Below are 12,281 nucleotides of genomic sequence, written 5' to 3'. Positions count from 1 at the left end.
AGAGGATTTGGCATCATGAATAAAATATTTCTTATTATGTTGATTATTGGTATACCTTTATCCGTCATTGGAGCGTTGTTTCATTTTCCAACGATCTTTATGTTCATTATTTATTGTTTAACTATCATTGCCCTTGCTAGTTTTATGGGGAGAGCAACAGAGAGCTTAACCCTTGTGGTAGGACCGAGAGTCGGCGGGTTATTGAATGCAACGTTTGGGAATGCCGTTGAATTAATCATTTCGATCTTTTCATTAAAAGCAGGCCTAATAGGAGTAGTCCTTGCATCTTTAACAGGTTCTGTGATTGGAAATTTGTTACTTGTTGGCGGTCTATCCTTTTTTATAGGTGGACTGAAATTTAAAGTGCAGAAATTCAATGTGTTTGATGCGAGACATAACTCAGGTTTATTAATGTTTGCTGTCATTGTAGCCTTCGTGATACCCGAAATATTTAGTAGCAATTTAACTGAAGCCAAAACTATGGCTTTAAGTGTCGGAGTTGCGATCATCTTGATATTGTTATACATCGCTGCTTTATTATTTAAGCTTGTCACCCATCGCGGTGTCTATCATACGAAGGAAGCGGAAGACAATATCGAGACAGAAGAACCAGAATGGAGTAAAGGAAAAGCGATCCTGATTTTAGCATTGGCAACCCTTGTTGTGGCGTACATTTCTGAAAAGCTTGTCCATACCTTTGAAACAGTAGGTGAGCAATTTGGCTGGACGGAACTTTTTATTGGGGTTATTATTGTGGCAATTGTTGGAAATGCAGCTGAACATGCTTCCGCTGTTTTAATGGCTTTTAAAAATAAAATGGATGTTGCCGTTGAAATTGCGGTTGGTTCCACATTGCAAGTTGCCATGTTTGTTGCACCGATTTTGGTATTGATTTCGTTGTTTTTCTCCGAAACCATGCCACTTGTTTTTACCATTCCAGAAATTGTGGCGATGGTGACAGCTGTTCTTCTTAATATTGTATTATCCAATGACGGAGAATCCAATTGGTTCGAAGGGGCAACCCTTGTTTCCGCCTATTTAATCATGGCTTTAGGTTTTTATTTATTATAATCATGGATAAATGAAAGACTTTCTGAAAAACATAAGGGCAAACAATGATACTTTTTTTAAAATAGAAAGGGGTTTGCCTTTATGTTAAAATACTTTTTAGTTTTTGGAATGGCATTTTCCTTATTATTAAGTGGCCCAAGCACTTATACATTAGCGAAAGAACAGTCCAAAAAAGATGCCATCGAATTACCTTCTTCTGTTATTAATATTGAACAGGAAAATACCAATCCAAATCAAAATGAAGATTTACCTCAATTAAAGCCGAGTGAATTCACTAAAGAATTATTAGAATCCTCAGATGAACCAATTGAAAATCCATACCTAATTAAAATTCTGAATGAATCATCTATTAATAAATCTCCATTCGCCATAGGGATGCGAGCAACTATTTTTATGGGGACCTTTCCACTGAATTATCAATCTGAGCAGTCGACTCCAAACTGGCAGTATCAAAAAGTGAATACGAATACGTATGACAATAGTTCAGGGACAGCAAACCAGCAAATGAGTTATGCCCAACAAGTTCAAAAAAGAATAAAGGGTGGATTAACCTCGAAAGTTGAACAGGCAGATGATGTGCAAAACATGATCTTATTAAAAGCAAGAAAGAAAACAAAGCTTCCTTTAAGTTTAGAAACAATGGTGGGGGCGGGAACGAAACAACAGCAGGTCTATAATGTAAATCCGAAAAAGATCGGTCATTTAAATGCTTATGTCCCCGCGATTGTAGAAAAAGGAGAAGTCACATATGGAGAGGTGTATGTAGTCATACGTGGAATGAAACACGAAATTGTTGTGAAAAATGTCACCTCCCAGAAAATAGGCGCATGGCTGCCGATCCAAGATCATCTATATTTCACCTTTCAAACAACACCTTAAGCAAATGGTTCTTTTTGTCATACATGAATGTGGACAGATAGAAAAAACTATGAAAAAGGTGGAAAGGAGAAAAAGATGAAAAAAATGATAAAGATCGGCTTTATCTTCTTCTTGCTATTTGGCTTTGTGGGTTCCGCAGCTGCCATTTCGAATAAAGCCATTCATTGGGGATTTAAGAAAGCAAGGAATGGAGAACAAGCAGATGCTGGACAAGAATATGAAGCTGTACTTGAAAAGTATGGTGCTTTTTATAAAGGAAATCCTAATGATAAAACCTTATATTTAACCTTTGATAATGGCTATGAAAATGGATACACCAAGCAAATTCTCGATGTATTGAAAAAAGAAAAAGTGCCGGCAACTTTTTTTGTGACAGGTCATTATGTAAGATCAGCCCCAGATCTCACAAAACGGATGGTGAACGAGGGGCATATAGTCGGAAATCACTCATGGAGCCATCCGGATTTAACACAAATGAGTGTACCAAAAATTAAGCAAGAACTAGAAAAAGTAAAAAAAGAAACCGAACGAATCACAGGGCAAAAAGGAATGCAATATCTGCGTCCACCAAGAGGGATTTTAAGTGAGCGTACATTAAAAGTAGCTCAAGAAGCGGGATACACCCATGTTTTATGGTCACTTGCTTATAAAGACTGGGAAGTAGATCATCAAAAAGGTTGGAAGTATGCACATCACCAGATTTTAGCGCAAGTTCATCCTGGAGCAGTTTTACTTCTTCACACCGTTTCAAAGGACAATGCAGAAGCCCTTGAAAAAGTGATCCAAGACTTAAAAAAGCAAGGTTACACTTTCAAAAGCTTAGACGATTTTGTCATGAAAGAACAAATTAAAAACCCAGCCCTGACGATGTGAGGACTAGCTTTACAGGCCAATCCAATAATTTGGATGGCCTTTTTGCATTGTAGTTAACGGTGCGGTTTATTGACTTTTTACGTATGGTATACTAAAGAAAATATTTCTTAGTTGGGGTTTTGTACATGTGGAAAGAAAAAATTGAGATTACCGGTCCTTATGACTTTGATTTAGCTTTAAGCCGATTAGCAATTGATCCTTTGAACCAATTGAATCGACTGGAAAGATTGATCCAAGTGCCAATTTATGGAGAGAAACCTGAAGTAGCCACTGTGCAAGCGATTGGTACAACAGATCAACCTGCATTTCTTGTAAGCGGACTTCAAGAAAAAACAAAAGAAAAAGTGTTAGAAAGAATTTTTACGATCTTTCAATGGAATATTTCGTTAAAAGATATCCATGCACATTTTTTAAACACCACTTTAAAAGACGTTTTTATTGTTCATCATGGGACTCCGATTACATTGGACTTTGCACCCTATACAACATTAGTGAAAGCAATGATCCATCAACAGATACATATGAAATTTGCCATTCGCTTAACAACAGAATTTGTGAAAACATTTGGTTTTCAAATTGATGGGGTTCCTTTCTATCCAACCTCCGAGACGATCGCACAACTGGAGCCTGAACAATTAAGAGCTTTAAAATTCAGTCAGAGAAAAGCTGAATATGTGATTGGACTGGCCCAGAAACTGGCAAACAAAACAATCAATTTATCAGAATTAGCCAAGCTTTCGGATGAAGAGATTAAGCAAGAATTGGTGAAAATTCGCGGTGTTGGCCCATGGACAGCTCAATCTTTTTTACTTTCGGCTTTGGGTAGACCGAACCTTTTTCCTATTGCTGATATCGGCATTCAAAATGCGATTAAAAAATTATTTACTCTTGAGCATAAACCGACAAAAGAAGAAATGTTGGAGTACAGTCGAGAATGGGAACCGTATCTGAGCTATGCCACTCTTTACTTATGGAGAAGCATCGAGCCACAGGAAGAGTGATGGCGGCAAAACCTTCTCTTCCCTTTAAACGGAGTAGGACTAATGGGGAAGGGACAAATATAGATGTTTTATCAAAAGAGGTTGGGACATATTAAGCTCCAAGGAAAAACAATGCCTTGTCTTAGCGGAGGAAATATAGGTAGATATGCACCAAGGAGTTAGTTTTTTCTTTGGTACTTTTTGTTCCAGCTTTTTTGGGGATTATGCGAGAGTGACCAGTGGTATTAAGTAAAGATCGGATGTGAGAACATGCAGAATATTCTACTTGTAGAAGATGACCTAGAGATAAGTAAGTTGGTTAGCAGTCATTTAGAAGAGGAAAATTTTACAGTATTGACTGCCTTTGACGGAGAAGAGGCTTTAGCTCTTCTTGGAAAAAATAAAATAGATTTAATCTTGCTCGATTTAATGCTTCCTAAACTAAGCGGAATCGACTTTTTAAAACAGATAAGATCAACGAGCTTAATGCCTGTTTTGATTATTTCAGCAAAAGGGAGTGACATTGATAAAGCATTAGGGCTCGGATTTGGAGCTGACGATTATATAAGCAAGCCTTTTTCCATGATAGAACTGACAGCAAGGGTACATGCTGCTATTCGGAGGGCAACGCAATATATTCCAACAGAGACTCAACCAAAAACTACGCACCTTCAATATAAGGAGCTGTCGCTCGATCTTAATACCTTTTCTGCACAAATCAAGGATAAATCCGTTCAGCTTACATCAAAGGAGTTCCATACGCTAAAGCTCTTTATGAAAAATCAAAGTAGAGTGTTTACAAAGGAACAAATTTATCATTTTATTTGGGAAGCTGACTATTATGGAAATGAAAATGTGATTAATGTACATATCAGAAGACTTCGAGAAAAAATTGAAGACGATCCGTCTAATCCAAATTATATTCAGACGATTTGGGGAATCGGATATAAGTTAGGTGAATAGTATATGGTCCTTGTTCTTAGTATGGTTGGAGTGATATTAGTGACTATTAATGGATGGCAATATCTTTCCCGAAGGAAATTGGATCAAAATCTTCATGAAATAAATGAAACATTAGCTGATATTGTGAGTCGAGAGTCAGCAGAGAAAGTGTTTATTCGAACAGATGAAAAAAATATCCAACTGTTTCTGATTCAAATCAATCGTCTTTTAGATTATAACCAAAAAGTAAGGGCAGATTATTCAAAATCAAAAGAGAGTTTACGAAAAATGCTCTCCAATATGTCACATGATATGAAAACACCGCTAACCGTTATTTTGGGTTATGGAGAAAAATTAAAACTAAATCATAAGATGACTGAGAAAGAGCGGAGTGAGATCATTCTCCGTCTTCATCAAAAAACGCTAAGTATAATAGCTTTAATGAATAAATTTTTTGATCTTGTGAAAATAGAAGCGGATGATTATGCAATTCCTCTGAGTAGAATAGCGATCAATGAAATTTGTCGGAAAAATGTGTTGGAATTTTTTGAATCGTTGCAAGCAAAAGACCTTCATGTGGAGCTTGAGATTCCCGAAGAACGTTATTATATTTTGGGGAACGAAGAGGCGCTAAATCGCATACTTAGTAATTTAATTTCCAACGCTATTCGGTATGGAAGTGATGGGGGGGTGCTTGGTTTAACACTACGAGAAGATAGAAAATACATCGCAATCGATATTTGGGATAAAGGAAAAGGAATAACCGAGGTACATCAGGATCGAGTATTTGATCGGTTATATACGTTAGATGATGCAAGAAATCCACAATTTTTAGGCAGTGGTCTTGGGTTAAGTATTACAAAACGATTGACAGAGGCTATGAAGGGTTCTATTCAGTTAAAAAGTAAACCGTATAAAAAGACGGTCTTTACTTGTGTATTTAAACGGATTATGTATTAAGAGGAGATATTCAGTTCGGCCTCCCTTAACGATTAATAGGCATGTAAGAAATTTGTAAGGAATAAGAAAGAAAAATGAGAGAGCTGCTCCTTATGATAAATGTAGATAGCAAGGGAGGCAAAAAAATGCATGACATCATTCGAACGAGGGGGCTAACCAAAAAAGTTAATGGTAGAGAACTCGTTTCTGATATCAATCTTCATATTAAAAAGGGAGAAATATATGGTTTCCTTGGACAAAATGGAGTAGGAAAAACAACCATTATGAAAATGCTTACTGGATTAATGATTCCCACAAGTGGAGAAATAGAATTATTTGGCAGCACGTTTACAGAAAAGTCAAAGTCCGTTTTAAAACGAGTCGGAAGTATTATTGAATATCCAATCTTTTTTGAGCATTTAACAGCATGTGAAAATATAAGCCTTCATTGTGAATATTTAGGATTTTACGATCATAAAGCCATAAAGGAAGCTTTGGATTTGGTTCATTTAACGGGGATGGAAAAGAAGCAAGTGAAAAGCTTTTCACTCGGAATGAAGCAGCGATTAGGCATTGCCAGAGCGATCATTACGAAGCCTGAACTCATTGTTTTAGATGAACCAACTAATGGGTTGGATCCTATTGGAATTAAGGATGTTCGTGATTTAATTCTTATGCTTAATAAAAATTACGAAATTACCTTTCTGCTTTCAAGTCATATTTTAGGTGAAATGGAACAAGTTGTCGACAGAATCGGTGTTGTGAACAATGGTAAGTTAGTGAATGAGGTCGCTTTAGCAGATATTCGAAAGCAACAAACCGATTATATTGAGCTTGTAACGACAGATATCGAAAAAACCGTTTATTTACTTGAAAGTGAACTACAAATTTCCAATATGAAAATCATCCAAGATAATAAAATTCGAATCTATGATTGGACACAATCACCAAATGCCATTTCCAAGATGCTAGTCTTACAGGGGATAGGGATAGAAGAAATCCAAAAACATAAGAATTCGTTGGAAGACTATTTTTATAAGCAAATTAATGGGGGTGGCACGATTGAGTAAACTTGTAAAACTGGAATGGGGGAAATTAAAGCAAAAATCCATTTTAGGTGAGGTTGCCATCTATTGGTTTATTCTTATGTTTTTACCAATGTTTTTTATAAAAATGGTCAGTGCTGATTTTGGTCAGAACTTTGCTTCTCTATTTCAATTGACCGAATCCATCCAAAGGGGGTTAGTTCTGTTTGGGGCATCGCTAATCACTCAGGTTTTCATAGAGGAATATAAAAATAAAACCATTACACTTTCCTTCGGATACCCAATTAGCAGAAGAAAACTTTTTTTGGCAAAGGCACTGTTTATTGCTCTTTTCATCTTTGTGACGAACATCGTCTCCTTTCTATTGACAGGTGTGGCAATTTATTTGTTTAACCAAGTGTGGCCGATTATCCATTTTTCGATAACAGGAGCAAATATCGTAAATTACTTGAGTGGTATGATTGTTGGATCACTTAGTAATGTGCTCATTAGTTTTATCCCGCTCTTTTTCTTTGCAATATGGAAAAGAGCAACAGTTTCAACCATCATCTGTGCAATAGTCGCGATGAATATACCAAATCTTTCCTCCATTTTCCATTTTAATTATGAGCTTATCATAACAATATTATGTTTAATTGGGACACTAAGTTTATTCCTTTCCATAAAAACAGCTGAGAGGATCGGTGAGATTTAGTGAATTGTAAGCGGGTCTGCAAGCATTAGGGTTTCTGTTGGCCGTTTCAAAATAGGAAGTTCTTTACTAACATTGATTAGAGAATAAAGTAAAGGAGTTTAAAGTAGTGAACAAGTTAAATAACGAAAAAATACCAAAAGAAGCGATTCAAGCATTAAAAATGATAGAGGAATTGCTAGGTAGTGAGGTAGTCGCGGTCTATTTATTTGGTTCTGCGGTAATGGGAGGATTGCGCGTTAACAGTGATGTAGATATCTTAGTGATCGTCAATCATCGTTTGCCTACCATAACTCGAAAAAAACTAACAGATAGACTAATGCTTATATCTGGAAGGATTGGTAATACAGATTCAGTTAGACCATTAGAACTTACAGTGATCAACCAGGGAGATGTGGTACCATGGCAATATCCACCTAAAAATGAGTTTATCTATGGTGAATGGCTTAGAGACGACTTTGAACAAGGACAAATCCAGGAACCAGCTTATGATCCTGATTTAACGATTGTTTTAGCGCAAGTCAGAGAGAATAGTGTTTCTCTTTTTGGTCCTGATGCTTCAGATATACTTGCTCCTGTTCCAATGACAGATATTCGCAGAGCGATTAAGGAGTCTTTGCCAGAATTAATTGGGGGAATCAAGGGTGATGAACGTAATGTCATTTTAACCTTAGCCCGAATGTGGCTGACTATGGATGTTGGTGAAATTTCCCCAAAAGATGTAGCTGCAGAATGGGCAATACCTCAATTGCCTAAAGAACATGCGACCTTACTTGACGTAGCTAGAAAAGCCTATCGTGGAGAGTGTGTTGATAAGTGGGGAGGATTGGAATCTGAGGTGTTAGCGCTTGTTCAGCATATGAAAAACTCGATAGTCTCTTATCCTTGCTAAGCTGAGTTTATTATTTTTAGGAGGGGAGCTTAACGGGGAACGGCTTGTTTACGCTTATTTTAAGTGTGTTGAGTTATTTAGTTTTAGTATTGTTTTAGTATTTTATCCCGAATTAACTGGCAGTAAGCCCTCCCACTTCAAGAATTCGAGGTGAAAACGAGAATTGTAAGTGGGGGACAACTGCCAGTAAATACCCGATTGGTTCAGGCCGGCAGGACGCAGGTCACAAAGGCGTTGCAACAGGATGTTACGAATTTAGCCTTTGATCCTTAAACATTCAGTGAGGGATGGAAAAAAAAACCACTGAATGAAGTTTCACTTTATCAGTTGAAAGATCGGGAGCAAGATCCAAGAATAAAAAAGGTTATATGGGTATGTCTATGTTACAGCCTTCTTCTGTTTTCAGTTTCTATTTAATCTGTCCAATTCCATATTTATTTTACTATTTTCCACTATTTCTTTGTTGCTTAGTATCGTGCTTATTTTCTCGTTATTCATAAACCGAAAAACTGCTAAGTGAATGGAAAAGTCGGCAAAAAAGTGGTTCCTGAATACAGGCTATTGCAAAATAAATGAAGGTATTGTAATATATGGAGAAATTAATATCTATTCAATGATGAAATTAGCTTTGATAAGGATATGAGTTAATTCGAACGGTTTACAGAGAGGGAAGAGAAGCTGGGATCTTCCTAACGCAGTCGAGTAGCTTACCACCTTTGAGCCGTATTGGGGAACCCAAGTATCCAATACCGTATATGCGACGTTACAGCACCAGAGCCATAAGACGAAAGTAGATCTTATGGAAAGTTGGGTGGAAACACGGATCACACATTCGTCCCTTTTTTTGGGAAGAGTGTGTTTTTTTATATTTAAAGTTCGTGTTCAAAAAAGGACCAAGTCGGCTAAGAGCGCTGACGTCCTGTCAGCAACGCCGACACTAGTACATCCTGTACGTCGAAAGTTCGAGACGGACTTGTACAGGAAGTACTGACTTCCGTGTTGCCCACAGGACGTGTCGGTACTTAGTCGAAGATCATTTATCTCGAGTGTCATTTTTACCGGACTTTTTGAACATCCTCTAAAAAAGAATATCGATACTGACAATGATAAGGATATGAGTTACTTTGAACGGTTTACAGAGAGGGAAGAGAAGCTGAAAACTTCCTAACACAGTCAAGTAACTTACCACCTTTGAGCCGTATTGGGGAACCAAAGTATCCAATACCGTATATGCGACGTTACAGCACCAGAGCCATAAGACGATAGTAGATCTTATGGAAAGTTGGGTGGAACCACGGATCGCACATTCGTCCCTTTTACAGGGAAGAGTGTGTTTTTTTTATTTAACAAATCATAAAGGAGTGTTAGGACAATGAGTAAAAACATGGTAAGCATCGAATTTCCAGATGGAAGGGTAAAGGAATTTCAGGCAGGAACAACTGTAGCGAATGTTGCAGAAGCGATTAGTTTGAGTTTAAGAAAGAAAGCAGTAGTGGGGAAGGTAGATCAGCAACCTGTTGATTTGCACTATGAATTAAACAACGACACAAGTCTTTCTATTATCACACTGGACTCAGAAGAGGGGGTACATGTATTACGTCATACATCTGCACATGTTTTAGCGCAAGCAGTCAAAAGATTATATGGCAATGTGAAATTGAGCATAGGCCCAGTGATTAAAAATGGATTTTACTATGATATGAAACTCGAGCATAGCTTGAATGAAGATGACTTACAGGCCATTGAAAAAGAGATGGAGAAAATTATCAAGGAAAATCTTGCAATCCAAAGAATCGAAGTTTCCTACGAAGAAGCTAAAAGGATATTTGAAGAAAAAGATGAACCTTATAAGATCGAAATATTAAAAAGCCTTCCCGACGATGAAAAAATTACTTTATACAAACAGGGAGAATTCATTGATTTATGCAGGGGTCCACATTTACCATCTACAGGTTTTATCAAAGCAGTCCAATTAACAAAAGTTTCAGGTGCTTATTGGCGAGGAGATCGTGACAATGATGTACTGCAAAGAGTATACGGCGTTGCTTTTAAAAATAAGAAAGATTTGCAAGAGCATTTGAGCTTTTTAGAAGAAGCGAAACAACGAGATCATCGTAAATTGGGGAAGCAGTTAGAATTGTTTATGTTTTCAGAGGAAGCTCCTGGAATGCCGTTTTATCTACCAAAAGGACAAATTGTCAGAAATGAATTAGAAACATTCTCCAGAGAAGTACAAAGAAGTGCAGATTACGAAGAAGTCCGTACACCTTTCATGATGAATCAGCAGCTATGGGAAAAATCCGGTCATTGGGATCATTATCATGAGAATATGTATTTTTCTGAAGTAGACGAGGTGAATTTTGCTTTAAAACCAATGAATTGTCCGGGACATATGCTCATTTTCAAAAATAATTTATACTCCTATCGAGATTTGCCCATCAGATTAGCAGAATTCGGGCAAGTTCATCGCCATGAATATAGTGGTGCATTGAATGGATTGTTAAGAGTTCGAACTTTTTGTCAAGATGATGCTCATATATTTGTTCGGGAAGATCAAATTGAGAACGAAATAAAGCAGGTTTTTTACTTAATTGATCAGGTATATCGTACACTTGGCTTTGACTATTCCGTTGAACTTTCGACTCGTCCAGAAGATTCGATGGGCGATGATGCTCTTTGGGATTTTTCAGAAAAGGCATTGAGTAACGTACTCGACCATCTTCAGGTGGATTATCAATTAAATGAAGGGGACGGGGCATTTTATGGGCCAAAGATTGATTTTCATATTCGAGATGCATTGAAACGTAGTCATCAATGTGGAACTATTCAGCTGGATTTCCAAATGCCTGAAAAATTCGATCTTACTTATATAAATGAGAAGAATGAAAAGGTTCGTCCTGTTGTCATTCATCGTGCAATTTTTGGTTCTATTGATCGCTTCTTTGGCATTTTGATTGAGCATTTTGCTGGGGCTTTTCCGGTATGGCTGGCTCCGGTACAGGTGCAAATCATTCCTGTTTCACAAGTTCATCGCGATTATTGCCTAAAAGTTCAAAAGGAATTGAAAAAATTAGGCGTGAAAGTAAAAATCGACGATCGTCATGAAAAGCTAGGTTATAAAATAAGGGAAGCGCAGATGCAAAAAATTCCGTACATGGTCGTGATAGGAGATAATGAAGTAGAGGAAGAATCATTAAATGTTAGAAAATACGGAGAACAGCAATCAAAGAGTGAGCTTTTCAAAGATTTTAAGCATAAAGTTATTCGGCAAATACAAGAACGCAGCCTTTAGTTATTTGAAAGTAGTGCCAAAATAATAGACGAAAGAATCAGCTTCGGTTCTTTCGTCTTTGCTATTCTTGGTTCAATTTGAACCGTCTGTCATCCCTATTTTTAAGAAGGCGATAGCAATTGCCCCCGCTATTAAGCCCCATATAGCATTTGTTACCAAAACACTGACAAGCGCAAATGGATTAGTTAAAGGTCCTTGTAAGTGTCCCGTTAGGATCGGTGAGAAGATGCCACTAAGAATGATTGCGAAAATACCGTATCCAATTCCTACGAAAAGTAATGTTTGTATAGGGTAGGGATCCCTCTTTATGATAATTGTTATGATCCAAATGATTGAAATAATAATAGTCACGCCTAAACTTGCAATAGGCTTCCCAATTGCATCGGATATCCCTGTCATACTCAATATCGGTCTTACGAGTGCAATAAGAGAAAGGATAGCAATCAGTTTCCAATTTAATTTTATATTACTATTTGACATAGTTAGTTGACCTCTTTTCTTTTCAATTTGAAATGCTTACAACTTATACATTAAACATAATATCTTATAAAAATCTAAAACCTTTATTAAATAATTCTTAAATATAAAGGTATAAGAAGTTCGGTTTACGGATATTGCCCTCTTTAACGTACTTGTAATAATATCTAATTTTGTACAGTTAAAGATAAAAAAAGTA

11 protein-coding genes and 2 other annotated features are annotated in these 12,281 nt (G+C 37.0%); of the genes, 10 read left to right on the top strand and 1 reads right to left on the bottom strand.

The features are described 5' to 3' along the window. Positions 1-15: 15 nt before the first annotated feature. The 10 genes from cax to thrS all read left to right on the top strand — a co-directional run bounded on the left by cax (position 16) and on the right by thrS (position 11,605). A complete protein-coding gene (gene cax / locus IPU53_RS10550; protein WP_207450543.1) occupies positions 16-1,071 on the top strand; it encodes a calcium/proton exchanger in 1,056 nt (351 codons plus the stop codon). 81 nt (positions 1,072-1,152) lie between these two features. Next, positions 1,153-1,950, top strand: a complete 798-nt coding sequence (locus IPU53_RS10545; protein ID WP_207450542.1) for a YfkD family protein — start codon at positions 1,153-1,155, stop codon at positions 1,948-1,950. 75 nt (positions 1,951-2,025) lie between these two features. Beyond that, a complete protein-coding gene (pdaA, locus tag IPU53_RS10540; RefSeq protein ID WP_207450541.1) occupies positions 2,026-2,823 on the top strand; it encodes a delta-lactam-biosynthetic de-N-acetylase in 798 nt (265 codons plus the stop codon). A gap of 125 nt (positions 2,824-2,948) precedes the next feature. After that, a complete protein-coding gene (locus IPU53_RS10535) occupies positions 2,949-3,824 on the top strand; it encodes a DNA-3-methyladenine glycosylase family protein (protein WP_207450540.1) in 876 nt (291 codons plus the stop codon). Positions 3,825-4,073: 249 nt separating this feature from the next. Further along, positions 4,074-4,766, top strand: a complete 693-nt coding sequence (locus IPU53_RS10530; RefSeq protein WP_207450539.1) for a response regulator transcription factor — start codon at positions 4,074-4,076, stop codon at positions 4,764-4,766. Between the two features lie 3 nt (positions 4,767-4,769). Further along, positions 4,770-5,705 carry a sensor histidine kinase gene (locus tag IPU53_RS10525; protein WP_207450538.1) on the top strand — a complete coding sequence of 312 codons (936 nt, stop codon included), beginning with the start codon at positions 4,770-4,772 and terminating at the stop codon, positions 5,703-5,705. 125 nt (positions 5,706-5,830) lie between these two features. Continuing rightward, positions 5,831-6,754 carry an ABC transporter ATP-binding protein gene (locus IPU53_RS10520; protein WP_207450537.1) on the top strand — a complete coding sequence of 308 codons (924 nt, stop codon included), beginning with the start codon at positions 5,831-5,833 and terminating at the stop codon, positions 6,752-6,754. Then, positions 6,747-7,424, top strand: coding sequence for an ABC transporter permease (locus IPU53_RS10515; RefSeq protein ID WP_207450530.1), 678 nt, complete (start codon positions 6,747-6,749; stop codon positions 7,422-7,424). Before IPU53_RS10520 ends, IPU53_RS10515 begins: the two co-directional genes overlap by 8 nt. A gap of 106 nt (positions 7,425-7,530) precedes the next feature. Then, positions 7,531-8,313 carry an aminoglycoside nucleotidyltransferase ANT(9) gene (ant(9), locus tag IPU53_RS10510; protein WP_207450528.1) on the top strand — a complete coding sequence of 261 codons (783 nt, stop codon included), beginning with the start codon at positions 7,531-7,533 and terminating at the stop codon, positions 8,311-8,313. A 619-nt stretch (positions 8,314-8,932) separates the two neighbouring features. Beyond that, positions 8,933-9,156 (top strand) — a binding site (T-box leader). A gap of 251 nt (positions 9,157-9,407) precedes the next feature. Beyond that, positions 9,408-9,631 (top strand) — a binding site (T-box leader). A gap of 54 nt (positions 9,632-9,685) precedes the next feature. Then, positions 9,686-11,605 carry a threonine--tRNA ligase gene (gene thrS / locus IPU53_RS10505; RefSeq protein WP_207450526.1) on the top strand — a complete coding sequence of 640 codons (1,920 nt, stop codon included), beginning with the start codon at positions 9,686-9,688 and terminating at the stop codon, positions 11,603-11,605. 72 nt (positions 11,606-11,677) lie between these two features. On the opposite strand, the gene IPU53_RS10500 is transcribed toward thrS, so the two are convergent. After that, positions 11,678-12,085, bottom strand: coding sequence for a hypothetical protein (locus tag IPU53_RS10500; protein WP_207450524.1), 408 nt, complete (start codon positions 12,083-12,085; stop codon positions 11,678-11,680). Between the last annotated feature and the right edge of the window lie 196 nt (positions 12,086-12,281).

The organism is Bacillus sp. SD088, from assembly GCF_017355205.1.
Lineage (GTDB): Bacteria > Bacillota > Bacilli > Bacillales > Bacillaceae_C > Lederbergia.
Note: the sequence above shows the minus strand (reverse complement) of the source record. Positions and strands in the feature narration are given on the sequence as shown.

Bases quoted from the DNA above. Each gene is read 5' to 3' on its own strand.
- cax (WP_207450543.1), top strand. From the start codon at position 16: ATGAATAAAATATTTCTTATTATGTTGATTATTGGTATACCTTTATCC.
- IPU53_RS10545 (WP_207450542.1), top strand. From the start codon at position 1,153: ATGTTAAAATACTTTTTAGTTTTTGGAATGGCATTTTCCTTATTATTA.
- pdaA (WP_207450541.1), top strand. From the start codon at position 2,026: ATGAAAAAAATGATAAAGATCGGCTTTATCTTCTTCTTGCTATTTGGC.
- IPU53_RS10535 (WP_207450540.1), top strand. From the start codon at position 2,949: ATGTGGAAAGAAAAAATTGAGATTACCGGTCCTTATGACTTTGATTTA.
- IPU53_RS10530 (WP_207450539.1), top strand. From the start codon at position 4,074: ATGCAGAATATTCTACTTGTAGAAGATGACCTAGAGATAAGTAAGTTG.
- IPU53_RS10525 (WP_207450538.1), top strand. From the start codon at position 4,770: ATGGTCCTTGTTCTTAGTATGGTTGGAGTGATATTAGTGACTATTAAT.
- IPU53_RS10520 (WP_207450537.1), top strand. From the start codon at position 5,831: ATGCATGACATCATTCGAACGAGGGGGCTAACCAAAAAAGTTAATGGT.
- thrS (WP_207450526.1), top strand. From the start codon at position 9,686: ATGAGTAAAAACATGGTAAGCATCGAATTTCCAGATGGAAGGGTAAAG.
- IPU53_RS10500 (WP_207450524.1), bottom strand. From the start codon at position 12,085: ATGTCAAATAGTAATATAAAATTAAATTGGAAACTGATTGCTATCCTT.